This window comes from Polaribacter sp. Asnod1-A03 (genome assembly GCF_045063585.1).
GTDB lineage: Bacteria > Bacteroidota > Bacteroidia > Flavobacteriales > Flavobacteriaceae > Polaribacter.
In genome coordinates this window covers 600,598-623,694 of the sequence record NZ_JBEFOE010000009.1, presented here as the reverse complement: position 1 = coordinate 623,694, position 23,097 = coordinate 600,598, and the positions used below count along the sequence as shown (strand labels likewise).

General features: G+C 28.6%; 24 protein-coding genes. 6 read left to right on the top strand and 18 right to left on the bottom strand.

The annotated features are described in order from the left end of the window. Positions 1 to 10: 10 nt before the first annotated feature. From ACJJVY_RS03200 to ACJJVY_RS03175, 6 genes are all read right to left on the bottom strand, one after another. Positions 11 to 1,213, bottom strand: a complete 1,203-nt coding sequence (locus ACJJVY_RS03200) for an exonuclease SbcCD subunit D C-terminal domain-containing protein (protein ID WP_405605064.1) — start codon at positions 1,211 to 1,213, stop codon at positions 11 to 13. 205 nt (positions 1,214 to 1,418) lie between these two features. Beyond that, positions 1,419 to 2,519, bottom strand: coding sequence for a YHYH protein (locus ACJJVY_RS03195; RefSeq protein ID WP_405605062.1), 1,101 nt, complete (start codon positions 2,517 to 2,519; stop codon positions 1,419 to 1,421). Positions 2,520 to 2,606: 87 nt separating this feature from the next. Continuing rightward, positions 2,607 to 3,185 carry a hypothetical protein gene (locus ACJJVY_RS03190; protein WP_405605060.1) on the bottom strand — a complete coding sequence of 193 codons (579 nt, stop codon included), beginning with the start codon at positions 3,183 to 3,185 and terminating at the stop codon, positions 2,607 to 2,609. A 43-nt stretch (positions 3,186 to 3,228) separates the two neighbouring features. Then, positions 3,229 to 4,212: a YHYH protein gene (locus ACJJVY_RS03185; protein WP_405605058.1), complete on the bottom strand. Its 984-nt coding sequence runs from the start codon at positions 4,210 to 4,212 to the stop codon at positions 3,229 to 3,231. Positions 4,213 to 4,302: 90 nt separating this feature from the next. Next, positions 4,303 to 5,175, bottom strand: coding sequence for a YkgJ family cysteine cluster protein (locus tag ACJJVY_RS03180; RefSeq protein ID WP_405605056.1), 873 nt, complete (start codon positions 5,173 to 5,175; stop codon positions 4,303 to 4,305). 125 nt (positions 5,176 to 5,300) lie between these two features. Further along, the gene (locus ACJJVY_RS03175) at positions 5,301 to 5,687 is read right to left on the bottom strand and encodes a (deoxy)nucleoside triphosphate pyrophosphohydrolase (protein WP_405605054.1); all 387 of its coding nucleotides are present in this window, start codon (positions 5,685 to 5,687) and stop codon (positions 5,301 to 5,303) included. A gap of 324 nt (positions 5,688 to 6,011) precedes the next feature. On the opposite strand from ACJJVY_RS03175, the gene ACJJVY_RS03170 reads away from it, so the two are divergent. Beyond that, entirely contained in the window at positions 6,012 to 6,440 is a 429-nt protein-coding gene (locus ACJJVY_RS03170) for a peptidylprolyl isomerase (protein ID WP_405605051.1), read from the top strand. Between the two features lie 85 nt (positions 6,441 to 6,525). On the opposite strand, the gene ACJJVY_RS03165 is transcribed toward ACJJVY_RS03170, so the two are convergent. The 12 genes from ACJJVY_RS03165 to ACJJVY_RS03110 form a co-directional block, all read right to left on the bottom strand. Next, positions 6,526 to 7,212: a haloacid dehalogenase type II gene (locus ACJJVY_RS03165; protein WP_405605049.1), complete on the bottom strand. Its 687-nt coding sequence runs from the start codon at positions 7,210 to 7,212 to the stop codon at positions 6,526 to 6,528. A gap of 84 nt (positions 7,213 to 7,296) precedes the next feature. Beyond that, a complete protein-coding gene (locus tag ACJJVY_RS03160; RefSeq protein ID WP_405605047.1) occupies positions 7,297 to 9,672 on the bottom strand; it encodes a PAS domain S-box protein in 2,376 nt (791 codons plus the stop codon). A gap of 229 nt (positions 9,673 to 9,901) precedes the next feature. Further along, a complete protein-coding gene (locus ACJJVY_RS03155; protein WP_405605045.1) occupies positions 9,902 to 10,444 on the bottom strand; it encodes an ATP-binding protein in 543 nt (180 codons plus the stop codon). A 95-nt stretch (positions 10,445 to 10,539) separates the two neighbouring features. Next, positions 10,540 to 11,196 (bottom strand): peroxiredoxin family protein, encoded by a 657-nt coding sequence (locus ACJJVY_RS03150; protein ID WP_405605043.1) that lies wholly within the window; start codon positions 11,194 to 11,196, stop codon positions 10,540 to 10,542. A 31-nt stretch (positions 11,197 to 11,227) separates the two neighbouring features. After that, a complete protein-coding gene (locus ACJJVY_RS03145; protein ID WP_405605041.1) occupies positions 11,228 to 11,884 on the bottom strand; it encodes a DsbA family oxidoreductase in 657 nt (218 codons plus the stop codon). 114 nt (positions 11,885 to 11,998) lie between these two features. Continuing rightward, positions 11,999 to 12,550: a carboxymuconolactone decarboxylase family protein gene (locus ACJJVY_RS03140; protein WP_405605039.1), complete on the bottom strand. Its 552-nt coding sequence runs from the start codon at positions 12,548 to 12,550 to the stop codon at positions 11,999 to 12,001. A 69-nt stretch (positions 12,551 to 12,619) separates the two neighbouring features. Next, positions 12,620 to 13,183 carry a TetR/AcrR family transcriptional regulator gene (locus ACJJVY_RS03135; RefSeq protein WP_405605037.1) on the bottom strand — a complete coding sequence of 188 codons (564 nt, stop codon included), beginning with the start codon at positions 13,181 to 13,183 and terminating at the stop codon, positions 12,620 to 12,622. Between the two features lie 91 nt (positions 13,184 to 13,274). Beyond that, positions 13,275 to 14,072 (bottom strand): tRNA 2-thiocytidine(32) synthetase TtcA, encoded by a 798-nt coding sequence (gene ttcA, locus ACJJVY_RS03130; protein ID WP_405605035.1) that lies wholly within the window; start codon positions 14,070 to 14,072, stop codon positions 13,275 to 13,277. A gap of 135 nt (positions 14,073 to 14,207) precedes the next feature. Next, the gene (locus tag ACJJVY_RS03125; RefSeq protein WP_405605033.1) at positions 14,208 to 14,444 is read right to left on the bottom strand and encodes a thioredoxin family protein; all 237 of its coding nucleotides are present in this window, start codon (positions 14,442 to 14,444) and stop codon (positions 14,208 to 14,210) included. 118 nt (positions 14,445 to 14,562) lie between these two features. Then, positions 14,563 to 15,477, bottom strand: a complete 915-nt coding sequence (locus ACJJVY_RS03120) for a helix-turn-helix domain-containing protein (RefSeq protein ID WP_405605031.1) — start codon at positions 15,475 to 15,477, stop codon at positions 14,563 to 14,565. Positions 15,478 to 15,493: 16 nt separating this feature from the next. Then, positions 15,494 to 16,600, bottom strand: coding sequence for an MBL fold metallo-hydrolase (locus tag ACJJVY_RS03115; RefSeq protein ID WP_405605029.1), 1,107 nt, complete (start codon positions 16,598 to 16,600; stop codon positions 15,494 to 15,496). 28 nt (positions 16,601 to 16,628) lie between these two features. After that, positions 16,629 to 17,447, bottom strand: a complete 819-nt coding sequence (locus tag ACJJVY_RS03110; protein ID WP_405605027.1) for an oxidoreductase — start codon at positions 17,445 to 17,447, stop codon at positions 16,629 to 16,631. A 429-nt stretch (positions 17,448 to 17,876) separates the two neighbouring features. On the opposite strand from ACJJVY_RS03110, the gene hisG reads away from it, so the two are divergent. The 5 genes from hisG to hisH all read left to right on the top strand — a co-directional run bounded on the left by hisG (position 17,877) and on the right by hisH (position 23,080). Next, positions 17,877 to 18,734, top strand: coding sequence for an ATP phosphoribosyltransferase (gene hisG / locus ACJJVY_RS03105; protein WP_405605025.1), 858 nt, complete (start codon positions 17,877 to 17,879; stop codon positions 18,732 to 18,734). 124 nt (positions 18,735 to 18,858) lie between these two features. Further along, positions 18,859 to 20,139, top strand: coding sequence for a histidinol dehydrogenase (gene hisD, locus ACJJVY_RS03100; protein WP_405605023.1), 1,281 nt, complete (start codon positions 18,859 to 18,861; stop codon positions 20,137 to 20,139). 35 nt (positions 20,140 to 20,174) lie between these two features. Then, positions 20,175 to 21,230: a histidinol-phosphate transaminase gene (gene hisC, locus ACJJVY_RS03095; protein WP_405605021.1), complete on the top strand. Its 1,056-nt coding sequence runs from the start codon at positions 20,175 to 20,177 to the stop codon at positions 21,228 to 21,230. A 54-nt stretch (positions 21,231 to 21,284) separates the two neighbouring features. Beyond that, positions 21,285 to 22,424, top strand: a complete 1,140-nt coding sequence (hisB, locus tag ACJJVY_RS03090; protein ID WP_405605019.1) for a bifunctional histidinol-phosphatase/imidazoleglycerol-phosphate dehydratase HisB — start codon at positions 21,285 to 21,287, stop codon at positions 22,422 to 22,424. 74 nt (positions 22,425 to 22,498) lie between these two features. Beyond that, positions 22,499 to 23,080: an imidazole glycerol phosphate synthase subunit HisH gene (gene hisH / locus ACJJVY_RS03085; protein ID WP_405605016.1), complete on the top strand. Its 582-nt coding sequence runs from the start codon at positions 22,499 to 22,501 to the stop codon at positions 23,078 to 23,080. Positions 23,081 to 23,097 lie beyond the last annotated feature (17 nt).

Genomic DNA, 23,097 nt, shown 5'->3' with positions numbered 1-23,097 from the left:
ACAAATAACCTTATTGATTTTTAACAGTCTGTAAAACTTCATTAAAAGCATCCCAAATTGCAGGGTTTTTTTCTAAATCAAAACTCATTTCTTTACATTTAAGTTTAAAAACTTCTGTAGGTTGTAGTTCTTTTATCGATTTTGTATTTTCTAAAAGTTCTTCAATACCTTTAACTTTGCGTTCGTTTTTTAAGCCTATTTTTAAAATATCAAAAGCATATTTTTCTGCTTCTTTTTTTAATAAATCAGTATTTACGGTATTGTTTTCTTTTAAGGCAATTTCTACCCAAGGAGTTAATCCGTAATCGGTAGTTTTAATATTAGCAAAAGAATCAATACATTCATTTAGAGTACCAGTAAGTTTGTAAAAAGATCTAAAATTTGGCACAATTTCATCATCAATTGTAACAATTTTATCATCCTTAAGTGTTAAAATCAATACTTTTTTATCATAATTAACTTCGCTAAAGCTTAAAATATTGGGAGATCCTGAATATCGAACTTTATCATTATCACCAATTATTTGTGGTCTGTGTAAATGGCCTAAAGCGACATAATTAAAATACGGATTAAAATCTTCTGCACCAATATGTCCTAAAGTTCCTACATAAATATTTTGTTCGCTATCAGAAACAGAACCTCCTGTGGCAAACAAATGCCCCATAGCAATAACAGGTACATTATTGGTATTTATCTTTTTGCATTGTTCTGCGGCATCATTATAATGATTGATTAACGCCGTTTTATATTTATCAGTTAATTCATCAAAAGATTCACCAGCAACAGCACGTCTAATATCTCCATCTCTTAAATAAGGAACAGCAGCAATAATTACTTTTTCGTTATTGATTTCTACTTTAAAAACTTCGTCTTCTATATGTTCGGTAGCTTTACCAACTACTTTTATAGACAAAGCACCTAAAATATGTTTTGGTGCATTTAAAGTTCCTGGAGAATCATGATTTCCTCCCGTAATTATAATCGATTTACAACAAGTTCCTCTTAACTTTACTAAGAAACTATAGTACATTTCTAAACTTTGGTTAGAAGGAGAACCGGTGTCAAAAACATCACCAGAAATTAATAATACATCAATCTTATTGATTATAATGTAGCTTTCTAACCAATTTAAAAACAAACTTTGTTCTTCGTATTGAGATTGTTCATGCAATCTATGGCCTAAATGCCAATCGGCTGTATGTAGTATTTTCATTTTGTAATTCTTGTAGTAAAAAGGAAAAGAGTTTTCTGTTTTTAGAAAGAAGCTAAATTAACTTTTTTGATTAAAACGGCATCAATCAAATATATTTTTTGTTTTTAAAACAAATTGACTAATGATAAAATAAAAAGCTCAAGTAGTAAATATACACTTGAGCTTTTTTTATTTTTGAAATTGTAAGTTTGATTATTATATCACTTTATAAAGCATATTCTCCTCGTAAACCATTAATAAAATTATTATTTCCTGCTTTATCTACATGGTAATGATAACCTCTAATATCATCATAATGACCTCTAGATTCATCTAAATCTGTAGCTTCATTTCCGTCTGCACCTGTATTTTCATAAATAGCATAACCATCAAAAGCATAACCAATCATAGCCGCATGATTGTCTGGTTGTTTAATTTTAGTAGAAACACCTGTTGCTGCGTGATAATGATAACCTTCATTTAAATTTATATGTCCACCAGCATCATCAAAAGGAGCTAAAGTGTAAGCGCCTAAAATATTATCTACAGGAGCAGGCGCATTAAAAACTACTCCATTAAATGCAACACCTCTATTAGAAGGCATTGTAGAAGTACCTTCTGGACGCCCACCTTCAGGTCGTTCTGGTCTTTCAGGTCTTTCGTTACCTTCTGGTCTCTCTCCATTTTCTGGTCGTTCTGGTCTTTTATGTCCGTCTGGAGGACCACCTGCACCTGGACCTGCACCACCAGGTCCTCTAGAAAATGTATAAGCAGTTTTTGCTTTTTTAGGAGTTATAGGTATGTAATAAGTATGCGTTATATCTTCTATATAAGAAGGTAAACATTCTACACAATAATTTTGATATTCTTCTCCAACATTAGGGTTTGCAGCATCTTCACATTCTTGTTTTGTTTTTGTTTTTGTGATTTCTCCAGTTTCACTGTCATATAACATCCAAGTATCATCTTCATAAAAAGTAGCTAAATTTTTAACAAAAGTACCATCTACATCATAAACTTCTCCGTCTTGTAACCATATACCCCCAGCAGAAGCATCATCAGAAATGTTATCTGGACACCAAGGTCCCATTTCATGATCAGTAGGAGTTGCTGTAACTACTATTTTATAACAATCTGCAGTAGAACCATTAGAAAGAGTTCTGCTAACAACAGAAATTGGTTCCGCTAAACCTGCAGCTAAAAAGTTTTCTTTTTTTACAGGAATAATTATTTCATCATTTGTAGTACTTTTTGTATTGGTTTTGCACGAAGCAAAGACTAAAATTAGTAGTACTGCTGCTATTGGTTTAAAAAATTGTTTTTTCATTGTAAATTGTCTTTTGAACATATTTATGGCTTAAATTAAAATAATATTTTGAATAAACAAAATGTACCATAAATAGTTTATGGTATTTTATCGTTTAAATTTTCTATTAACTAATAAATAAATTATTAAAACAAGCACTAATAAACTACCTAAAAAAGCTAAGTAATTTGGATTACTATCAATAATTGATTTTTGAGAATTAACCCAATTACCATTTCTTAAAGCGATATTTATTTCTTGTTGATTATCTGTATTTAAAGTAAATTTTTCTTTAGGAAAACCATCCAATAAGAAAATAACAACAGATTGATTTCGATGTATATCTTTAAATAATTCGTTTTTTAGTTGAATTGAGTTTATACTATCTGGTAACCCAGTTATTTCTGCGACTAGCTTTGTTTCATGACCTAGAAATACCTTTGGATTCTTAAATTGTAATGTATCATTTCCGTTTATAATCATAGAAAAACTAGTATTAAAATGTTTAATAACTAAGTTTCTAAAATCTTCTGGAGATTTATAAACACCTTGCCCATTTATAAAATTAACTTCTTGTTGAAAAGCTGTTAAAGAACTATTTATTTGTAAAATGACTTGACCATTATCCGTTTTGGATATAATAATATTAGATAAGTCTGGATTATGAGCAAAAGCTATTTTGCTCATAATCATAAATAATAGTAAAAAGAAAAATTTTATGATTTTTATTTTATAAAGCATATTCTCCTCTTAAACCATTTATAAAGTTATTATTACCAGCGTTATCAACATGATAATGATATCCTCTAGTTTCATCATAATGCCCTCTAGAGCTATCTAAATCTGTGGCTTCGTTTCCGTCTGCATCTGTATTTGCATAAATAGCATATCCATCAAAAGCATAACCTATCATAGCTGCATGACCATCTGATTGTTCTATTGTAGATGAAATGCCTGTTGCTGCGTGATAATGATAACCAGCTGCTAAATTTATATGTCCACCAGCATCATCAAAAGGAGCTAAAGTATAAGCTCCTAAAATATTGTCTACAGGAGCAGGAGCATCAAAAACAACACCGTTAAAAGCCAATCCTCTACTAGAAGGTACTGTACTTGCACCACCAAGTCCTGTTGAAAAAGAATAAGGAGTATCTGCTTTTTTAGGAGTTACAGGTATATAATAAGTATGTGTTAATCCTTCTACGTAAGAAGGTAAACACTCTACACAATAGTTTTCGTATTCTTCTCCTACATTTGGGTTTGCAGCTTCATCACATTCTGTTTCTGTAGATGTTTTTGTAATTTCTCCTGTTGTACTGTTATACAACATCCAAGTATCATCATTATAAAAAGTGGCTAAATTTTTAACAAAATCACCATCAACATCGTATACATTACCATCTTCTAGCCAAATACCACCAGCACTTGCATCATCAGAAATATTATCAGGACACCAAGGTCCCATTTCGTGGTCTGTAGGTGTTCCTGTAACCACTATTTTATAACAATCTGCTGTAGTTCCATCAGAAAGAGTTCTACTTTCAATTGTAATTGATTCAGATAATCCACCTGATAAAAAGTTACTACTTTCTACAGAAATTGTTACTTCATCATCATCTTCTTCCTCATCTGTTATAGAATCATCACTACTACAAGCTGAAAACGCAATAAATAAAAGCCCAAATGCTATTGTTTTTAATTGATCTGTTATCATAAATATTTAATTTTTGGTTGTTATTATTAATTGATTGTAATTATTAAGATGCTTTTTTCTTTAATAACTTGTGTTATAATCAACTATTTGTTAGAAAGACTCTTTAGCTCCATTATTTTTTGCAATATCTACCCAATGTTCTGCAATTTCTTTTGGGTTTGCACCTAAACCTCTTGCTAAATGCAATGCAATACTAATCATTAAAACAGAAGCTTCTTTCAGTTCTGTAAATGTTGTTATGCTACCAAAACTTTCTTGTGCTTTTAAAAGTAATAAATCGTTATGTTGTTGTGCAAAATCAATAGGATTTTCTGTGTCATTAGTTATATTTGGTATCATTAGAATACTTAACCAATCATCCCCAATTTTATCAGCTAGTATTTTTGCAGATTTATTTCCTGCTAATCTCCATAGAGATAAAGTTTCTGTATCACCAGATTCAGATAAACCTGAATCTAATAGTAACTCAAAACCAATATCTGCAATATTCTGCATTACTTGCAAATAGGCGTCTTGTGCTTGTTCAAAAGGAGTTGCTCCTTGGCCTTGTAAATAATCTTCTACACTTAGTTTTGGTAAATCTAAAACTTCTGCACAATCAGTTAAACAAGGAAACTGATTTCCTTCGTAAATATATTGCGCTTTATCAAACTGTATTTGTCTACCTAAAGGATATAATCGGCAGGCGAGAGGTCTGCCTAAATGTACGCTACAACCAAAATTATCTATGTATTGGCTACAAGCTTTTTGACCTTTTTTATCTTCTTTTCCGTTAAAAGTCAATTGAATTCCGCCAAAATCTGTATATAAATCTCTAAATTCTTTTTGTGTTAATTTTTTTTCGATACTAAAACATAATAATTCCCACGGGTTTAACATTACCGCTTTACCAAAACAGCAAGTTCCAGAACGAGAGCAGGTAAGTGGTAAAATACTTTTAGGAGTTAATTTTGTTGTTTGCATTTGTCTTTCTAAATTGTTATTTAGTTTGGGTGTAAAGGTATTATTTTGATATTAGTTTATTAATAATTTATCCGACAGAAAGTTTAGTTGCAGTTTTCATGTTAATTCTTCTTAAATTCCCTGATTCATAATGCTAAAAATTCTTTTAAAATAGGTAAGTCTGCTGCAGCCCAATCTAATTTAAGCAATTCTTCTTTATTAGCTAAAACAAAATCAGAATGCTCTTTTAGTATAAATTCTCCAGAGATATATCTGGCAGTAAAAGGTATCAATTTAATTTTAAAATCTAGATATTGATGAATTATAGGAGTTAATTTTTCTTTTACTTCTATGTTAATATTTAACTCTTCTAAAACTTCTCGTTTTACACAGTCAATTTCTGTTTCTTCATCTTCAATTTTTCCTCCTGGAAACTCCCATTTTAAAGGAAGTTTCATTTTATTACTTCTTTGAACAGCTAAAATTTTGTCATTAAAATAAATAATAGCACAAGTAACAAGTATTGCTTTCATATAATTTTTAATAACAAATTTAACTATTTAGATTAAAAATTTTATTTAAAATGAATAATCTAAAATCAATTACAGAATTGTCATAAATCTTGTTTTACTGACAAAGTTACTGATGTTTCATTTTTCGAATTAGTATTTTAATATCTTATTTGAGTAGGAAACTTAGGAATAATAAGGCTTTTATGTTTTAAAATTAATTAAATAGAAAACTATTTTTTTATTTAAAACTTTGGCTTGGTTTTAGTGGCTAATTAAATATAATTTAAAATAAAATAGTGATTACATAAAAGTTGTGTAATTACATTTTAAAAATGAAACTTTAATATGAGTCAAGTAAAAGAGAACAACACAGTAAAAGTAAATTATACAGGTAAATTATCTGACGGACAAATTTTTGATACATCAGAAGGTAAAGAGCCTATAGAAGTTACTTTAGGGCAAGGACAATTAATTCCTGGTTTTGAACAAGGTTTAATTGATATGAAATTAAATGAAAAAAAGACAATTTCTATAACAAAAGATGAAGCATATGGAGATGTAAATGAAGCTTTAATACAAGAAGTTGATAAAGCAAATTTACCACAAGACATGGAGCCAAAAGTAGGTATGGGCTTAGTTTCTAAAACTCCTGATGGTCAAGAAATGAACTTAATGATAGTAGAAGTAAAAGAAGAAAGTGTTGTTATAGATGGTAACCATCCATTAGCAGGTAGAGATCTTGTATTTGATTTAGAAGTTGTAGAGATTAAATAACTTAATCAAAAAAAATAAATTTATTTCTAAAAAGAAACAGTCTTAATTTATATTAAGACTGTTTCTTTGTTTTATCAACTTGATACTATTTATATTTTATTAAAATATCTGCAACTTTCTGTAAGTCTGATGCCACAATTTCTGTTTCTGGTGCTAAAGGAAATAATTGCTGACCAGGTCTGCTAACAAATGCAGCTCTAAAACCTGCCCAAAGTGCTCCTGCAACATCCCAACCATGTGCTGCTATTAACATACAATCTTCTGGTTTAGTATTCATTTTATTGGCTCCCCAAAGATAAGCGTTTGTAAAAGGCTTAAATTTCCCTGAATTTTCTACACTTAAAGCATCATCAAAATAAGGAGTTAATCCTGCATTTTTAAATTGATTTTCTAAACCATTATTAGATGAATTTGTAAGAGCAACTAATTTATAACCGGCTTTTTTTAATGAAATTAAAGCTTCTTTTACTTCTGGGTGAGGAGGTAAGTTCTGCATAGCTTGGGTAACTGTTTTTCTAGCCTCATCTTCGGTTAATTTAATATTATTATTTGCAGCTACCATTTGTAGTGCAGCTGCACCAATATGTCCGAAAGGTTTGTATTGCTCACTGGCAGAAACTACCAAAGAATAATGTAGCATGGTTGAAAACCATAATGATAGTAAATCTTCATTACCACCTAAAGCTTTACCAACTTCTTTTTTTACAGACGTTAAATCTAATAATGTTTCATTTACATCAAAAAATAATATTTTAGGTTTATGGTTACTCATTGTATATTTTGTTATTTTACTTAAATACTAAAGTTAAGAAATAGGTGTTAAATTTTTTCTTATTTAATAAGGTTTTTAAGTTGTTTAAAGATTATGCTCCTCTAAGTTTTTGGGAAGTGTAAAATAAAAAGTAGTTCCTTTATCAACTATACTTTCAAGCCAAATATTTCCGTTATAAAATTGGATTACTTTTTTAACAATTGATAATCCCATTCCTAAATTTTTATCATTATCATCTATACTTTGAAAAAGTTCAAAGATTTTTTTAAAGTATTTTTTATCAATACCTTTTCCGTTGTCTTTAATAAAAAACTCCCAAAAATTATCTCTTTCTTCTACTCCAATTTCTATAATTCCTGTTTTATCTACAATACTTTTAATAGCATTTTCCAATAAATTTTGAAATACTTGATTCATTCTAAATTTATTACTTACAATTATAGGTAGGTTTTGATCAATTTTAATCTCAATAGATTTTGGTATTGCCATTAGTTTTATAATATCGTTTACTAAATCTAAAGTATTAATATTATACTCTTGCATTTTGCTTTGATCTAATTTAGAGTAATTTAAAATTCCACCAATTAAAGATTCCATTTTTTCTAAATTATCTAAAATTAATTGAGTGTACATTTTACCTTCTTCGGTTAATGTATTATCAGAATCTTCTTCTATCCAGTTAAACAACGTATAAATACTCCTTAAAGGTGTTTTTAAATCGTGAGAAACAATGTGGGCATAATTGTTTAACTCTTCGTTTTTATATTCTAAATTTTTTAAAAGTTCTTCTCGCTCTTTATTTGCATTTAAAATATCCTCAGACTGTTCTTCTATATATTCAACCAGATTTACAGATTCATTAATTTCAGAAACATTATCTACAGATTTTATATTTAAAACCTTAGCAATGTAACTAAGACTCTTAATTATTCGTTTAAGATTTTTAGTTTCTTTTTGTGCATCTTTAAGGTTTGTTATTTCATTAACTACAGCAATTGTATTAATAATATTATTGTTTTCATCTTTTAATAAGGATACAAATATATTTACCCAAATAATAACACCATCTTTTCTGATATAACGCTTTTCTATACTAAAGGATTTTATTTCTTGGCTTAATAATTGTTTAAATAAATCTATATTAGAATCTACATCATCTGGATGTGTAAAATCTTTAAATTTCATTTTAACAATTTCTTCTTTAGTATAACCTATAGTGTTGTTAAATTTTTTATTAGAAAATACAGGTACTCCATTTAAATCTGTAAGAGCAATACCAATTGCTGCATTATTAAAAATAGAGTAAAATTTTCTTTCGGTTAGTTTTAATTCATCGAGTTTAGTGTTTAATGTTTCTTGAATTTTGTTTTTAAGTATATTTAGTTTATTGTTTGAACCGTGTAACTTTTTATTTTGATTTATTAGTTTTTGATTAAAGCTTTGAATAGCCAAAATACATATCAAGATAATTACACTTAACAGAAAGAAGACTCCCCATTTGTAAATTAAATAAACAAAATTGCTTTGATTTATTTTCTCTAAATCTATTTTATTAATTAGGTATAAAGTTTTAGAACTATTATAATTATCGTAGTCCGTACTTTTACCATCAATAATTAATTTTTTAAAAACATATAAATTGTTTTTATCAGTATAATTACCAATGGGCTTATTTTGTATTTTATCCCATAATTGTTTGTTTGTGTTAGCTAAAGACAAGCTATCGGTTTTGTTAATAAGATGATTAAAGTTTTTAGTTTCGCTATCAGAAATTAAATGGTTTCCTTTTTCATTTGTTAGTTCAAAAGTTGTAAATTCTGTATTACCTTGTTCTTTAATTTTAGAAAATAAATCTTTCATTAAATAAGTAACTACCACAATACCAGTCCATTCTTTTTCTTGGTTATAAGTCTTTTTTACAACTCTAACTACTGGTTTGTATGGGTATTCTATAATACCAAAATCCATATGTAAATCTATGTTAGAAAAATAGATTTCGTTATTTTCTAATTTTTTACTTTCTATAAAATAATAACGACCGCTCTTGTCTTGTAGTTTATCTGTTTGAATAACTTTAGTAGAACGATTATTAACATCAAAATCTACACGAATAATCTCATAACCAGAGGTATTCATAAATCTAACTTGACGAAAGTTTTTTTGTAGGTCTATAAATATTCGTAAAAATTCTTCTAATTCTTTTTGGCCAGTGTTTTTAGAAGTATTAAAATCTTTATTATACTCCCAATTAATAATATCAATATCAGAAGTTAAAGATTTAAATTTTTCATTAATTAAAATGGATTTAGCATTAAGATCATTAGCAGCACTTGTTTTTATAACTTCTAATTGATTATCGTTAATTACATTGTAATAGTGGTTAATACCTAAGTAAGTGAAAGCTACTAAAGGAATATAAAAAATTAAAAGGTACTTAACGTTTATAAACTTTAACTTCATAAATAACTATATACTTAAAAACATCTATAATTTTAAAAAAATTAGACAACTATTTGTTTACAAAAACTATATTAAGTTGATAATTAGATGTTTTTATTAATATTATTGAATTTATGATAAATTTAATCGAATTATATGAATTTTTAAATATTATGTTGTTTTTTCTTCTTTTTTTAACATTATAATATTAATTTACTAAAGAAGTAAAAGACATAATGTTATTATGAATTTAAGCTTTAGAGGTTTTTTTTGGTATTGTAAAATAAAAAGTTGTTCCTTTAGAAACTTCACTTTCAAGCCAGATTTTTCCATTATAAAATTGAATGACTTTTTTAACTAGAGATAAACCTATTCCTAAATTTTTATCACAATTATTAATAGACTGAAAAAGTTCAAAGATTTTATGGAAGTGTTTTTTATCAATTCCTTTACCATTATCTTTAATATAAAACTCCCAAGAATCTTTATTTTCTGTTGTACCAATTTCTATAATGCCTTTTTCTTTATCGATACTTCTAATAGCATTTTCTAACAAGTTTTGGAATACTTGATTAATTCTATATTTATTAGCAACAATAGTGGGCAGGTTTTGGTTTACTTTAATTTCTATAGACTCTGGTAAAGGCATAAGTTTTATAATATCGTTTACTAAATCTAAAGTATTAATATTATACTCTTGCATTTTGTTTTGGTCTAGATTAGAGTAACTTAATATACCACTAATTAAAGATTCCATTTTTTCTAAATTTTCTAAAATTAGTTGAGTATACATTTTACTCACTTGTGTAAATTTTGTTAAACCAGGCAATAACATTTTAAACCTAAAACTCCTGTTAATATTTTTACAGATTTTTCATTCAAAATTTATTAAAGTTTTTTTAAAACTGATATTATTTCTGAAGGTTCTGCTCTTTTTCTATAGTCAGCGTCTAAAAAAGCATATTTAATAATTCCGTTTGTATCAATCACATAAGTTGCAGCCAATGGTAGCTCGTTGTCTTTATTTCCGTTTTTATTACTTAACCCAAAACCAGCTTCATAAATAGCGGCTACTTCATCAGTTAATTTAAAAACAACCTTATATTCTTTACCAACTAAATTATCAACATCACTTAAAACGGTAAATTCTAAATTATTTTTTTCAACAGTGTTTAAAGAATTATCAGGTAATTCTGGAGTTAAAGCCAATAAAGTTGCGCCTTCTTTTTTAAATTCTGGTAACTTTTCTTGTAGATAATGTAAAGTAATATTACAATATGGGCACCATCCACCTCTGTACCAAGTTAAAATTACGGGGCCGTTTTTTAGTTCGTTATATAAAGAAACTGGTTTGTTTAAAGCATTTTTTAAAGTGAAATTAGGTGCTTTATCTCCTATATTATAAGCTTTATTTACAATATTAGAAGCTACAACACTTTTAAGTCCATCAGCATAAATCTGATTCTTTTCTTTACTAAATTTAGCAATACCTTCTTTTTGCTTTGTGGCTAATAAGTCTTTTAATTCTGCTTTATTTGTTTCCATATTTTATTTTTTAACTCTGTTAATTTAAGTGCTAAACTAATTGTTGTTTTTTAATTAATTCGGATAAAACTTGTTTAAAAGTAGCTATTGGTTGTGCACCAGTAATAGCGCTTTCTTTATTAAAAACGATAGTAGGTACAGAATTTACTCCTAAATTTTTCCAATAATTTTGCTTAGTTCTTATCTCATTTCGTGAATTTTCATTCTGTAATTTAATTAAAGCTTCTTCTGCATTTAAGCCAACATCTAATAAAGCTTGTTTTAAAATATCTTTTTTAGAAATGTCTTTTCTTTCACTAAAAAAAGCAGTCATTAAACACATTTTTAATTCAGTTTGTTTGTTAAAGTCTTTTGCATATTCTAATAAAATGTGTGCATCAAAGGTATTTACCATGCGCATTTCATCAAAATAATCAAATTTAAAATCTAATTCCTCTCCAATTTCTGTCATTTGTTGTTGAGAATTTTTTTGTTGTTCTAACGTAGCTCCATATTTTTCAGAAATATGTTCTTTAACATTTTGGCCTTCTATAGGCATATTGGGGTTTAACTCAAATGGTTGCCATTCTATTTCTATTTGATCTTTAATACCTAGTTCTACTATAGCTTTTTCTAATCGTTTATAGCCTATTATACACCAAGGACAAACAATATCAGATACAATATCTATTTTTAGTTTTTTAGTCATTTTGTACTATTTAGTTTCCTTTAAAGGAAAATGATTCTATTAATTGTTTATTAACATTAAAACCTTCCGCTATTAAACAGAAGGTTTTTTAATATAATAATTATTAATTAATAATTATTTTTTTTCCCAAGCAAATCCTTGAAAAGGTGCATCTACAGGTGTATTGGCAATATGATTTGTATAGTTACTAATTACTTTTTGAGATAACCCTAAAATAATTTCTAATACTTGTTGTTCTCCGTATCCTGCTGCATAAAAAGCATCTAAATCTTCTTGAGATACATGACCACGGTTTTTAGTAATTGTTAAAGTCATTTTTCTTAATGCTTCTAATTTAGCATCTGCTAAAGGAGTCTCATTACGTAAAGCTTCAGTAATTGTATCATCTACTTTCATCATTTTTGCAATACCTGTATGAGCTGGTACACAATAATGACATGCGTGTTCTACGTTTATAGCTTGCCAAACAACCGTTAATTCTTCTGAATTAAAAGAAGTTTCTGTAAATAATTGGTGTAATGTTTGGTACGCTTCAAATGTTTTTGGAGCAGAAGCTAAAACACCATGTAAACCAGGAATCATTCCGAATCCTTTTTGAGATTTTTCTAATAAACCTTTAGATTCTTCTGGTGCAGTTTCGATGTTGTGTACTTTTAAAGTTGTCATAATTATTTTATTCTTATTTAATTTATTTATATTTCTAAACAATCGTTTAGTTTTAGGTTAAAAAAAAGTTTATAAACTTTTAAATGTCATTTCTATATAATCTTCAATTTCTTTTTTACTGTTAACTCTAGCAGCAGCAGCTAAACCATGCTTAGCTAAAAGTAAAAAGTTAGCTTGTTTTAAGATAGTTTCTTCACTTTTAGAAGTATCCATTCTTAATTTTTCTATGAATAATTTTTTTAGATTATCCATAAATTCTGCCATGTGTTTTTTTATAATAGGATCATCATTTTCAGAAAACTCATTATAAGTATTTGTTACAAGGCAACCTTTAATATTGTCGTCTTTAAAATTAGAACTTACAGAATCAGAGAAAAATTTCTTAATATCTTCTATACCATTATTTGATTCTTCAAACTTTTTAAAAATAGTATTTATCTGAGCTTTGTAATATTTAATACTTTCTAAAAAAAGTCCGTGCTTGTTTCCAAAACTAGCATATATAGAAAACTTGTTAATGCCCATTTCTTTTTCAAGCATTTGCATAGAGGTAGTTTCATAACCATTCTTCCAAAAAAGATTCATTGCTTTTTCTACTACTTCAGTTTCGTTATATTGTTTTTTACGTGCCATTATTTTAATTACAATGCAAAACTAAACAATCGGTTAGTAATAAAAAAATATTTTCTAACTTATTTTAAATTAGTTAAAAAAATATAATCTTTTAGTTAGGGGTTGTAGGGGTTTCTATTTTAGATTCTAAGTTTTTAAAATCATATAGATTATGATCTAATAAATGAGAAGGAAATACGTTTTGTAATGCATTCATCATAATAGCATTTCTGTTAGGGAAATCTGTTTCCCAATCTGCAATCATTTGTTTTACTTTTTTTCGCTGTAGGTTTTCTTGAGATCCACATAAATTACAAGGAATTATTGGGAATTGCATATAATTAGAATACACTTCAATATCACTTTCTTTACAGAAAGCTAAGGGTCTTAAAACAATTAAATCGCCAGCATCATTTTTAAATTTTGGAGGCATAGTTTCCATTTTTCCTGCAAAGAAAAAATTTAAGAAAAAAGTTTCAATAATGTCATTTCTATGATGTCCTAAAGCTAATTTGTTACAGTTTAAATCTTTTGCAGCTTCGTATAAAGTTCCTCTTCGTAAACGAGAACATAAGCTACAAGTTGTTTTACCTTCTGGAGTTTTATCCATTACAATTTTATAGGTATTCTTTTCAATTATTTTATAATCAACTTTTAAATTACTTAAATAATTAGGTAAAACTTCTTCAGGAAAACCAGGTTGTTTTTGATCTAAATTAACAGCAATAATATCAAAAGTAATTGGTGCTACTTTTTGAAAATGCATTAACATATTTAACATTGCATAACTATCTTTTCCGCCAGAAAGGCATACCATAATTCGGTCTCTTTCTTCAATCATAGAAAATTGTTGAATAGCTTCTGCAACCGAACGTTGTAACTTTTTAGTAACTTGTTTCTGTGTTTCCATAGCTACAAAAGTAGTGGTTTGTGTAATAAGTGTAAAAACTATTTTGCAAAAAATAATCCTTAATTACTATTACATAATTAAGGATTTACTGCTAAATAATTTCTGCTAAGAATAGTTAATTGTTTTAATGTATTGTTATGCAACCAACATTGTTAATATTTCTTCTTTTGATGGAAAATTCTTTTTTGTAGCAATTATATTATCTATTGCTAATGCAGGTATTGCCATAATATTATACTCCATTATCATGATATAATCCTCTACTTTTTCGATTGTAACTTTAAGATTGTTTTCTTTAACAACCTCTGTTACCATTTTTGTTAGTGCGTTATACTTTTCACATCCATCTCCTAATACTTTAATGTTTTTCATGATAAATGGTTTTTTATTGGTTATCACAAATTTATGAGCTTAATAAGTTTTGTAATATGATATTGGTCATAATTAACCTGTTTTATGTAATTGTTTGATTGGATTGTTAATCAAACAATTAATTTAAATGCTGTCTAAAAGCATTTGGCGTCATGCTTGTTTTCTTTTTGAATATTTTACTAAAGTATTGCGGGTACTCAAAACCCAAAGAATATGCAATTTCACTTGCACTTTCTTTAGAATTTAACAATCTGTTTTTAGCTTTTTCAATAATGTATTTATGAATATGATCTTGCGTACTTTGTCCTGTTTCTTTTTTTAATAAATCGCTTAAATATTTAGGAGACATATTCATAGCATTGCCACAATATTGAACAGAAGGTAAATCCAATTCTAGTTGTTTGTTTTCTTGATAATAGTCCTTTAACAATTTTTGAAACTGACTAGCGATATCTTTATTTAAATTGGTTCTTGTGTAAAACTGACGGTCGTAAAAACGGACACAATAGTTCAATAACAACTCTAAATTAGAGATAATTAAGGTGTGGCTATGCGCATCCATATTGTTATGAAACTCTTTTTTTATTTTTTCTGTAATATGGGTTACGGTTTTACGTTCATCTTCAGAAAGATGCAGTGCTTCATTAGAAGTGTATTCAAAAAAAGAAAATTGGTCTATTCTTTTTCCTAGTTCAGACTTTCTAATCAAATCTGGATGAAAAACAATACTCCATCCTGTATCTTCTTTGTTAATTTGTTGTTTTTCGAACTCTATTACTTGGTTTGGTGCTACAAAAATCATAGACCCTTCATGAAAGTCATAAGAATTTCTTCCATACTTAGAAATAGTGTATGCACAATGGTCTTTTAAACTAATGTGGTATAATCCTAAAGAATATTTAAAGTTTTCAAGACCAACAGCATCCATTTCTTTGGGGATTCTAAGAATAGAGATTAACGGATGCTTGGGTTTTTCTAATCCTAAAAAATTATGAACCTCTGTAATGCTATTGATGTTTATTATGTCTTTCATCGCTATAAAGATAAGGTTAAAGTGTTTTCCACCATTGCGTATAATTATTTTTAGCGTCTTTTACTATAATTTCTTCGCCAATTCTTGGTGTAATTACGTTTAAGTTTAATGTTTTGGCTTTTTTATTTATACGTTCTATAGGATCGGTCCATTCGTGCAAAGCTAATTTAAACCCTGCCCAATGTATTGGCATTATCTTATTAGCTTTTATGTCGATGCCAGCTAAAGCGGTTTCTTCTGGCATCATGTGTATATCAGACCACATTTCGTCGTATTGCCCACATTCCATCAAAGCCAAATCAAAAGGGCCGTATTTATCACCAATTTCTTTAAAATGGTTGGCATAACCACTGTCTCCGCTAAAGTAAATGTTTTCATTTTTAGATTGAATTACCCAAGAGCTCCACAAAGTGCTTTGTCCGTTGTTTAATTTTCTACCAGAGAAATGTTGTGCCGGTGTACAAACTAAATTTAAAGCATCTAATTGTACATCTTGCCACCAATCGAGTTCTGTTATTTTATTTGAAGGAACATCCCATGCTTTTAAGTGAGAGCCAACGCCCAACGGAACATAAAAATGAGTGGTTTTATCTTTAATTTTTAAAATGGATTCATAATCTAAATGATCGTAATGATCATGAGAGAAAATAACGGCATCTATTTTAGGTAATTTGTCTATGGCTATAGGAAACTCTTCATTAAAACGATTTGCGCCTAACAGCGGATGTGGTGCAGCAACTTTGCTAAACATTGGGTCTAATAAAATGGTTTTTCCATCAATTTGTAATAAGAATGATGAATGTCCAAACCAAATCATTCTAGCTTTACCGATATAATTTACAATATTTAAAGAATCGATACCAATTGGTTTTAAATCTTCTTTCGGTCTTGCATTCGGAACTTTTTTGGTAAAAAAAGTATACATCAATTGTACATTTTCTTTAAAACTTAAATCTTTAGGAACCGGATTTGTATTTTGAAACTTACCATTTTTAAATTGCTGAGATGTTTTGTAGACTTCTTGTTGCTGTTTAGTAAGATCACCACCAAAACTTGGGTAATAATTTGTAAAAACAAAGTACGTTACTACTAAAAGACCAATTATAATAAGAGTTGTAATCATGATGCGTTTTAATACCTTTTTAATCATTCTATTTAAATTGACTCATTATGATTTTATCATAAATTCGATCACCTAACCATTTACGAACCGTTACAGTGGTTTTTGCCATGTAGCCTTTTAGGTATCTTATTTTCGGTTTTTTACCGGTAGCAGCTTTGGCAATAACAGCACCAAGAACATCAACCTCTGTAAACGTATTGGTCGAATTCATTTTCTCTAATCCGTCTGCAACTTTATTAGCAAAAGTAGCATAAGCACCTGTACCCGATGTTTTTCTTAGGTTATCTGCCGCAATGTTTCCCCAAGAAGTTTTAATTCCGCCAGGTTCTACAATGGCAACGTCAATTCCAAAAGGTTTTACCTCTAAACGCAAACAATCACTCCAACCTTCTAAAGCGTGTTTTGTGGCAAAGTACCAAGCGCCAAGTGGCATGTAAATTTTTCCTCCCATAGAAGAGATGTTTACAATTCTTCCGTAATTATTTGCTCTCATATTTGGTAAGATTAACTGTGTAATTCTTGCCAAACCAAAAATATTTACTTCAAACTGTCTTTTGGCTTCCTCAATAGAAACATCTTCTACGGTTCCGTAAGAACCATAACCAGCATTATTGATTAATACATCAATACGGCCTTCTTTTTCTATAATCGTGTTTACACAATTTACAATAGATTCGTCTTTTGTTAAATCTAAAGAAATTATTGACATGCCTTTGTTTTGTAAATCTTTCATTTCGTGCATTCGCCTTGCTGCACCATATACTTTATAACCTTTTTTATGAAGAATATTTGCAGTAGATTTCCCCATTCCAGAAGAAGCGCCTGTTATCAATATTATTTTATTCATTGTGATTTTTTTAAATGATATTATGATACAAAATTATAATAAGATGTACGTTTATATGTATGCAAATTACTAATTGTTGTATGCTAATTACAGTATGTTTTACATTTGTTATAATTTATTAATAATTAAAAAGAGATAGATAGTTGTAAAATCTAACAAAAAACCAAAAATTGATAAATATTATCATTAAAATAAATTTTTATAAGAATACATTATAATATTAGAAATAAAATTTTGATATTTGCAGTAATTAAAATAAGACATGACTTTTATTCAAGCACATCATCATCATTTTTTCAATTGCTTTCAAGCGATTTAAAAATGTATTGAATAAAAAAATCAAGATATTTCTAAACCCGTTTGAGCAAATCAAACGGGTTTTTTCAATTTTAAAAACCAATTTGCTCAGGCATTAAACTAAAAACAAAAATGAGTAACTTAAGAATTGCAGTACAAAAATCAGGAAGATTAAATGAAGATTCAATGAGAATCTTAAAAGATATTGGTATTTCTATAGATAATGGTAAAGATCAATTAAAAGCTTCTGCTACAGATTTTCCTATAGAAGTTTTTTATCTTAGAAATGGTGATATTCCTCAATATTTAAGAGATGGAGTAGTAGATGCAGCCATTATTGGAGAAAATGTTTTAATAGAAAAAGGAAACGATTTAGAATTTGTAGAACGTTTAGGGTTTTCTAAATGTAAAGTTTCTATTGCTGTGCCAAAAGAGTCTGAAGCAAGTTCTTTAAAAGATTTAAACGGAAAAAGAATTGCAACTTCGTATCCAGAAACGGTTAAAAAGTTTTTAAAAGAACAAAATATAGATGCACAATTACACCAAATTAACGGTTCTGTAGAAATTGCACCAAATATTGGTTTGGCAGACGGAATTTGTGATATTGTTTCTAGTGGTTCTACTTTATTTAAAAACGGATTAAAAGAAATTGAAGTACTTTTAAAATCGGAAGCAGTTTTAGCAGTTTCACCTGCAATCTCAGAAGAAAGAAGGGCTATTTTACAAAAAATTCAGTTTAGAATTCAGTCTGTTTTAAAAGGTAGACAATCTAAATATGTGTTGTTAAATGCACCTAATGATAAATTAGATGCTATTTTAGAATTATTACCAGGTATGAGAAGTCCTACGGTTTTACCTTTGGCAGAAAAAGGTTGGAGTTCTGTACACACTGTAATTTCTAAAAATGAGTTTTGGGAAATTATAGACGAATTAAAAGCAAACGGAGCAGAAGGTATTTTAGTTTGTCCAATAGAAAAAATGGTACTTTAATATTTTTTTTAGGGGCGTTTTAACGGGCTTTTCGCACTCGCTTTTTTTCTGAAAAAGAAAAAAGAGCTCAAACAAATGCTACAATCCCTAACGTAAAAAGCTAATTTATAAGAGATAGTAAATTATGAATACAATTATAAATCCATCTAAAAAAGATTGGGCTCAAATTTTAGAAAGACCTACAAAAACCGTTGATGATATTGAAGGTGTTGTAAACGAGGTTTTTGTTGACATTCAAGAAAATGGAGATGCAGCTGTAAATAAATACACAGCAAAGTTTGATGGAGTTTCATTAGAAAATAATATTGTTTCTTTAGATGAAATTAACGAGGCTATTGATTTAGTTTCTAAAGAATTAAAAGAAGCCATACAATTAGCAAAAGAAAATATTACCAATTTTCATAAAGCACAAAAAACCGATAGAGTTTTTGTAGAAACAACAAAAGGAGTTTCTTGTTGGCAAGAAAAAAGACCAATTACAAAAGTTGGTTTATATATTCCTGGAGGAACGGCACCATTATTTTCTACCGTTTTAATGTTGGCAATTCCTGCACAAATTGCAGGATGTAAAGAAATTGTATTGTGTTCTCCACCAAATAAAGAAGGAAAAATTCATCCCGCTATTTTATATGCTGCAAATCTTTGTGGTGTTACAAAAATTATAAAAGTTGGCGGAATTCAGGCAATTGCAGGTTATACATTTGGTACAGAAAGTATTCCTAAAGTTTATAAAATATTTGGCCCTGGAAATCAGTTTGTTACCATTGCGAAGCAATTATCTACAAAGTATGGCGTTGCAATTGATATGCCTGCTGGTCCAAGTGAATTATTGGTTGTTGCAGATGATTCTGCAAACGCAAGTTATGTAGCATCAGATTTATTAAGTCAAGCAGAACATGGTGAAGACAGTCAGGTTATTTTAGTATCAATATCCAAAGAAATGATTGCAGAAGTTTCTAAAGAAGTAGAAAAACAACTATTAGAATTACCAAGAAAGGAAATAGCATCAAAAGCAATTGCAAATTCTAAATCTATTTTTGTAGAAAATGATGCAGTTGCTTTAGATTTAATTAACGAATATGGACCAGAACATTTTATTGTTTGTACCAATAATAACGATTTTTATATAGATAATATAGAAAATGCCGGTTCTGTTTTTATTGGTAATTATACACCAGAAAGTGCGGGAGATTATGCATCAGGAACAAACCATACATTGCCAACAAACGGATTTTCTAAATCGTATTCTGGTGTAAATTTAGATAGTTTTACAAAAAGTATTACTTTTCAAAAAATATCAGCAAAAGGAATACAAAATATTGGTAAATCAATAGAATTAATGGCAGAAGCAGAAGGATTGCAAGCGCATAAAAATGCAGTTTCAATTCGTTTAAAAGATTTATAAATTAAATATTTCCTAGAGCTTAAAGGGCTTTTATTATGAAAACAGATTTTAACATCAATAATCTAATTAGAGAAAACATAAAGTCTCTAAAGCCATATTCTTCTGCTAGAGATGAATATAAAGATGCATCCATAAGTGAAATGATTTTTTTAGATGCTAATGAAAATCCCTTTGAAAATGGTGTAAATCGGTATCCAGATCCTCAACAAAATGATGTGAAAGATTTACTTGCAGAGATTAAAAATGTATCTAAAGAAAATATTTTATTAGGTAACGGAAGTGATGAAGTTTTAGATTTAATTTTTAGAGCTTTTTGTGAGCCAAAGGAAGACAACATAATTACTTTACCGCCAACTTACGGTATGTACAATGTATTGGCTAATGTAAATGATATAGCTATTAAAGAAGTTTTATTATCGGAAGATTTTCAACCAAAAGTAGATAAGATTTTAAAAGAAGCAGATGCTAATAGTAAAATTTTATTTTTATGCTCACCAAATAATCCAACAGGAAATAGTTTTACAGAGAAAAGTGTAGAAAAATTATTGAAGAAGTTTAAAGGTTTAGTAGTTATAGATGAAGCTTATATAGATTTTTCTGATAAAGAAAGTTGGTTAAAAAAAATAAATAAATATCCTAATTTAATTATAACTCAAACTTTATCAAAAGCTTTTGGTTTAGCAGGTATTCGTTTAGGTATTTGTTATGCGTCTAAAGAAATTATAAAAGTTTTAAACACCATAAAACCGCCTTATAATATTAACGAATTAACACAACAAAGAGCTATTGAACGTTTGCAACAAATAGATGAAATTAAAAATGAAGTTGCACAGTTAATTAGCGAAAGAAATCGTTTAAAGAAAGAGTTAGAAGGTTGTGATGGTTATATAGAAAAAGTATATCCTTCCGATGGAAATTTTCTTTTATTAAAAGTTGATGATGCGAATAAACGTTATCAGCAATTAATCGATTATGGAGTTGTCATCAGAAATAGGACCAATCAACCTTTATGCGAAAATTGCATACGTGTTAGTGTTGGTATTTGCGAAGAGAATCAGCGATTATTAAGAGCTTTAAAAGCCATTAAATAGAAAATATATTAATCTTGAAAGATTTTAAAATCAATCAAGAAAGAAAATAAAAGTATGAGTAAAAAAGTATTGTTTATAGATAGAGACGGAACTTTAGTTTTAGAGCCACCTGTAGATTATCAATTAGATAGTTTAGAAAAGTTAGAATTTTACCCAAAAGTATTTCAATACATGGCAAAAATTGCTAGTGAATTGGATTACGAATTGGTAATGGTAACCAATCAAGATGGATTGGGAACAGATTCTTTTCCAGAAGATACTTTCTGGCCTGCTCAAAATAAAGTGATGAATGCTTTCGAAAAAGAAGGTGTTGTTTTCTCTGAAGTTTGTATTGATAAAACCTTTCCGCATGAAAATGCTGAAACTCGTAAGCCAAGAACAGGTTTGTTAACCAAATATTTTTCTGAGGAATATGATTTAGAAAACTCGTTTGTTTTAGGTGATAGAATTACCGACATGGAGTTGGCAAAAAATTTAGGAGCAAAAGGAATCTTTTTATCAGAAAATCCAGAATTAGGAGCAGATGAAATAGAAACTTCTAAACAAGAAATTTTAGATTGTATTGCTTTAACTTCTACAGATTGGAAAGCAATTTATGAGTTTTTAAAGCTAGAGGATAGAGTTTTTGAAATTACTAGAAATACTAACGAAACCAAGATTTATATCAAATTAAATTTAGATGGTTCTGGTAAAAATGACATTTCTACAGGAGTCAAGTTTTTCGATCACATGTTAGATCAAATTGGTCGTCACGGTGCTATGGATTTAACTGTAAAAGTGGATGGAGATTTAGAGGTTGATGAGCATCACACAATAGAAGATACCATGATTGCTTTAGGAGAATTATTCCACAAAGCATTAGGAAATAAATTAGGAATAGAACGATACGGATTTTGTTTGCCAATGGATGATTGTTTGGCACAAGCTGCAGTAGATTTTGGAGGAAGACCTTGGTTAGTTTGGGATGCAGATTTTAAACGTGAAATGATTGGAGATATGCCAACAGAAATGTTTTTACACTTGTTTAAATCTTTTACAGATGGCGCAAAATGTAATTTAAACATTAAAGCAGAAGGAAATAATGAACATCATAAGATAGAAGGAATTTTTAAAGCTTTTGCAAAAGCAATGAAAATGGCTGTAAAAAGAGATGCAAATAAAATGTTTTTACCGTCAACAAAAGGAGTACTTTAAAAGTGTTGAGTTATAAATTTTTAGTTTTGAGTAATTTTCACTTAAAACTAAACACTAAAAATTAAAAACTAATTATGAATGTCATAATTATAGATTACGGAGCCGGAAACATAAAAAGTATTCAGTTTGCGTTTAAACGTTTGGGTATAGATGCTGTTTTATCGAATAATATTGATGAGATTAAAGCTGCTGATAAAGTGATTTTTCCTGGAGTTGGTGAAGCAAGTTCTGCGATGAAAATGTTACAAGAAAGCGGATTGGATAAAGTGATTCCTATGTTAAAACAGCCTGTTTTAGGTATTTGTTTAGGGATGCAGTTAATGTGCAATCATTCAGAAGAAGGAAACACTAAAGGTTTGGGGATTTTTAATGTTGAAATTAAGAAATTTTCGAAAGCTGTAAAAGTTCCGCAAATGGGTTGGAATGTTATTTACAATTTAAAATCGTCTTTATTTACAGATGTGCAAGAGAAAGATTTTATGTATTTAGTGCATAGTTTTTATGCCGAAAATTGTAAAGAAGCTATTGCAACAACAGATTATGAAATTGAATATGCTTCTGCTTTGCAAAAAGATAATTTTTACGGAACACAGTTTCACCCAGAGAAATCATCTAAAGCAGGAGAACAAATTTTGAAGAATTTTCTAAACTTATAAATATACTGTCAGTTTGT

Coding starts and splice junctions, on each gene's coding strand:
- ACJJVY_RS03200 (WP_405605064.1), bottom strand. CDS start 1,213: ATGAAAATACTACATACAGCCGATTGGCATTTAGGCCATAGATTGCAT.
- ACJJVY_RS03195 (WP_405605062.1), bottom strand. CDS start 2,519: ATGAAAAAACAATTTTTTAAACCAATAGCAGCAGTACTACTAATTTTA.
- ACJJVY_RS03190 (WP_405605060.1), bottom strand. CDS start 3,185: ATGAGCAAAATAGCTTTTGCTCATAATCCAGACTTATCTAATATTATT.
- ACJJVY_RS03185 (WP_405605058.1), bottom strand. CDS start 4,212: ATGATAACAGATCAATTAAAAACAATAGCATTTGGGCTTTTATTTATT.
- ACJJVY_RS03180 (WP_405605056.1), bottom strand. CDS start 5,175: ATGCAAACAACAAAATTAACTCCTAAAAGTATTTTACCACTTACCTGC.
- ACJJVY_RS03175 (WP_405605054.1), bottom strand. CDS start 5,687: ATGAAAGCAATACTTGTTACTTGTGCTATTATTTATTTTAATGACAAA.
- ACJJVY_RS03170 (WP_405605051.1), top strand. CDS start 6,012: ATGAGTCAAGTAAAAGAGAACAACACAGTAAAAGTAAATTATACAGGT.
- ACJJVY_RS03165 (WP_405605049.1), bottom strand. CDS start 7,212: ATGAGTAACCATAAACCTAAAATATTATTTTTTGATGTAAATGAAACA.
- ACJJVY_RS03160 (WP_405605047.1), bottom strand. CDS start 9,672: ATGAAGTTAAAGTTTATAAACGTTAAGTACCTTTTAATTTTTTATATT.
- ACJJVY_RS03155 (WP_405605045.1), bottom strand. CDS start 10,444: ATGTATACTCAACTAATTTTAGAAAATTTAGAAAAAATGGAATCTTTA.
- ACJJVY_RS03150 (WP_405605043.1), bottom strand. CDS start 11,196: ATGGAAACAAATAAAGCAGAATTAAAAGACTTATTAGCCACAAAGCAA.
- ACJJVY_RS03145 (WP_405605041.1), bottom strand. CDS start 11,884: ATGACTAAAAAACTAAAAATAGATATTGTATCTGATATTGTTTGTCCT.
- ACJJVY_RS03140 (WP_405605039.1), bottom strand. CDS start 12,550: ATGACAACTTTAAAAGTACACAACATCGAAACTGCACCAGAAGAATCT.
- ACJJVY_RS03135 (WP_405605037.1), bottom strand. CDS start 13,183: ATGGCACGTAAAAAACAATATAACGAAACTGAAGTAGTAGAAAAAGCA.
- ttcA (WP_405605035.1), bottom strand. CDS start 14,072: ATGGAAACACAGAAACAAGTTACTAAAAAGTTACAACGTTCGGTTGCA.
- ACJJVY_RS03125 (WP_405605033.1), bottom strand. CDS start 14,444: ATGAAAAACATTAAAGTATTAGGAGATGGATGTGAAAAGTATAACGCA.
- ACJJVY_RS03120 (WP_405605031.1), bottom strand. CDS start 15,477: ATGAAAGACATAATAAACATCAATAGCATTACAGAGGTTCATAATTTT.
- ACJJVY_RS03115 (WP_405605029.1), bottom strand. CDS start 16,600: ATGATTACAACTCTTATTATAATTGGTCTTTTAGTAGTAACGTACTTT.
- ACJJVY_RS03110 (WP_405605027.1), bottom strand. CDS start 17,447: ATGAATAAAATAATATTGATAACAGGCGCTTCTTCTGGAATGGGGAAA.
- hisG (WP_405605025.1), top strand. CDS start 17,877: ATGAGTAACTTAAGAATTGCAGTACAAAAATCAGGAAGATTAAATGAA.
- hisD (WP_405605023.1), top strand. CDS start 18,859: ATGAATACAATTATAAATCCATCTAAAAAAGATTGGGCTCAAATTTTA.
- hisC (WP_405605021.1), top strand. CDS start 20,175: ATGAAAACAGATTTTAACATCAATAATCTAATTAGAGAAAACATAAAG.
- hisB (WP_405605019.1), top strand. CDS start 21,285: ATGAGTAAAAAAGTATTGTTTATAGATAGAGACGGAACTTTAGTTTTA.
- hisH (WP_405605016.1), top strand. CDS start 22,499: ATGAATGTCATAATTATAGATTACGGAGCCGGAAACATAAAAAGTATT.